At 53.4% G+C, this 2,755-nt stretch carries 2 protein-coding genes; both read left to right on the plus strand.

Going from position 1 to position 2,755, the window contains the following annotated elements:
- The first annotated feature begins 386 nt into the window (after positions 1-386).
- The gene (locus tag K0F75_RS25280; RefSeq protein WP_219064690.1) at positions 387-2,096 is read left to right on the plus strand and encodes a hypothetical protein; all 1,710 of its coding nucleotides are present in this window, start codon (positions 387-389) and stop codon (positions 2,094-2,096) included.
- Between the two features lie 222 nt (positions 2,097-2,318).
- Positions 2,319-2,708 (plus strand): hypothetical protein, encoded by a 390-nt coding sequence (locus K0F75_RS25285; RefSeq protein WP_219064691.1) that lies wholly within the window; start codon positions 2,319-2,321, stop codon positions 2,706-2,708.
- The last annotated feature ends 47 nt before the right edge of the window (positions 2,709-2,755 follow it).

Here is a 2,755-nt window from a genome sequence, read left to right on the forward strand (position 1 = left end):
ATACGCAACTGAAAACCAGCCAGCGCTACAGCCACTTGTCACAGGAGACCCTGATCGCGGCGGTGGATGCAGCGGCCAATGCGACTGGCACCAACTGGTCTTCAGCGGCAGCGGTCAAAGCTGGTTAAAATCCCAAAGGACCGACCGGGGAAATCCCGCCGTCCACTTGACCTGGACGGGGCTGACTCGTTGGGTTGGGTGGTTGGTGGGGGCCATTATGGCGATTGATTTGAGCAAAGAAACCTCGTATGGCAATTGGGGCCAATGCATACTTTTTGCAGTTAGGTGATCGCTGGGTGAGGGGAAACGGGTGATCCAGAAATGGTCGCAACCCCTTGAATAAACTGGGCTGCTGACCTTGCTTCACAGGTTCGCTCACTAAGAGTGTGGATAACCTGACCGGCACCAACAGCAACGACGTATTCATTGCTGGTGACGATGGCGGCTCTGCTTCCCTCAGTGCTGGCGACTCGATCAAAGGCGGTGACGGTACCGACACCCTGAAGATTTTCAACACTGCTACCGTGAACAACACTGGGAATTTCGCAAGCGCAACAGTGACTGCCGTTGAAAACGTTGAAGCTACTCTGGCTGCTACGGCCCAGGTGCTCGATGTTTCGGCCAATGCTGACGTGAAAAAAGCAACCCTGGTTAATGGCTTCGATGGTGTTGTCACCTTGGGTCTTGCTCAGCAAGCCGGTATTACTGGTGCCGTGAACACTACTGGTGCTGCTGCGAAGTTTACATTCACGAACGCTACTGGCTTGGCAGACACTGCTACGTTGAATCTGAACGGTGCTAACACTGCGACCAATGGTATCAACATCGCTTCTGTTGAGACGCTGAATGTTGTTGCTACTGGCACTAACGTGCTCGGCTCGTTCGCAACTGATGCTACCAAGTTGGTCATTACTGGCTCTGGTTCCGTCAGCGCCACGCTGAAGGCTGCTGCTGCTGCTGCAAGCGTAGTCAAAACTATCGATGCCTCGGCTGCCACTGGCAACCTGACCATCGATAACAAGTCTGCTGCCGCTGCTATCGAAAGCATCAAGACTGGTTTGGGTAACGACACCTACATCACCCAGTTCGCTAACGTGGCTAAAGACGACGTGATCGACCTGGGCGCCGGTACTGACTCCCTGCGTTTCAGCGATGCTGCAAGCATCACTACCGATCTTCAGAAAGCTCAGTTGACTGGCGTTGTTGGTGTAGAACAACTCGGCACTGTCAACGCGGCTCTTACTGTTGATGGCAATTTTGTAACTCAGACCAGCTTCTACACCGATGGTGCTAGCGGTCAGTTTGTCGGTACTAACCTGGCTAACACCACTGCTCTGACCTTTGGCGCTGGCGCTGAAGCGGCAACAAGCAGTGCAGGCCTGAAACTGGGTGCTAACGCACTGACTGTTAACTTGGCTGGTAGCACAACTGTTGCTTCTGACTTAACCAACGGCTTGACTGTAACTGGTTCTGCAACCGTTACCGTTAACTCCACTGGTACTGTTGGTCAAGCGGACAACGTTCTGAAACTGACCGCAGCTGATAACCAATCGGTTGTAGTAACTGGTGCGCAAAACCTGACGCTTACTACTGCTGCTGCTACTGGCACTACTGGCTTCTCGATCGACGGTTCTGCCTTCACTGGTAAGCTGAATGTGACGGGTACTGCTGCATCCGACATCATCAAAGGTGGTTCGGGTGACGATACCATCAGCGGCGGTGCTGGTGCTGCTATTGGCGACACCCTGACCGGTGGCGCTGGTAAAGATAAGTTCGTTATCATCGCTGGCGCTACTGCTGCCGCTGCTGACACCATCACTGACTTTGTGACCAAGGTTGACAGCATCTCCTTCGGTACCGCTGTCGCTGCAGCTAACGTCACCAAAGGCGCTGCGGTTGTTGTAGACTTTGCCGCCGCACTGGCTGCTGCAAACGCAGTATTCGTTGGTACTGGTACTGTTAAAGCCAACGTTCAACAAGTTGGCGCTGACAGCTACGTGTTCTTCGAAAACGGCACTGCTGCTGGTGTTGATCAAATCGTTAAGCTGTCCGGTGTTGCACTGACTGGCGTTGACGCAGTTGACTTCGTAGCCTAAATATCCTCGGATATAACCCTCTTGCTTCGGTAAGAGGGATTGGTGGAAGCAAGAAAGCCCCGCTGTCCGAAAGGTCGGTGGGGTTTTTTTATGTCCGCTGTTTGAGTGGACCACTCAGTGCGTGGAAAAGACGTAACCCCGTAACGCTATCAACGACACTCCCCCCGACGCCCTTGGAATCTTCCTAGGGCGTTTTTTTTGCCCACCGAAAAGGAAAACCGTATGCAGATACTGTGTGATTCAACTTCGATCCAGGAGGCCCTTGATACCCAGGCAGAACTCACTCGACTGATCACGGGCTATGTCGAACGTCTCGGTGATTACGATGGCTATGAGCTGGGCCAGTTGGTGCAGTTCATTGTGATGGCCAGCAGCGATACGGTCATTGAGCTGGAGGCGGCGTTAGGCTTCTCGGTCAGGATCAATCGCTTCAGTGGCTGCCGCTATGGTGACGCTGATTTCCTGCCATCCTGGGAAGTCATCGAGGCCCATCGCTACTGGTATGAAATCGTCTATGTGCTTGGGGATGACGGTTTTGGCATCGTCATTTTCGTGCCCAAAGACGCTGATGCGGAATTGATCGAGATGCTCCAGCACTACACCCCCGAGTAACCCGCTACAACTGTCGCCCGTTGTTCTCATGACACCCGTTTGACCAT

Source organism: Pseudomonas sp. UMAB-08 (assembly GCF_900095225.1).
Lineage (GTDB): Bacteria > Pseudomonadota > Gammaproteobacteria > Pseudomonadales > Pseudomonadaceae > Aquipseudomonas.

Excerpts from the sequence above, each read along its gene's own strand:
- K0F75_RS25285 (WP_219064691.1), top strand. The coding sequence starts at position 2,319 with ATGCAGATACTGTGTGATTCAACTTCGATCCAGGAGGCCCTTGATACC.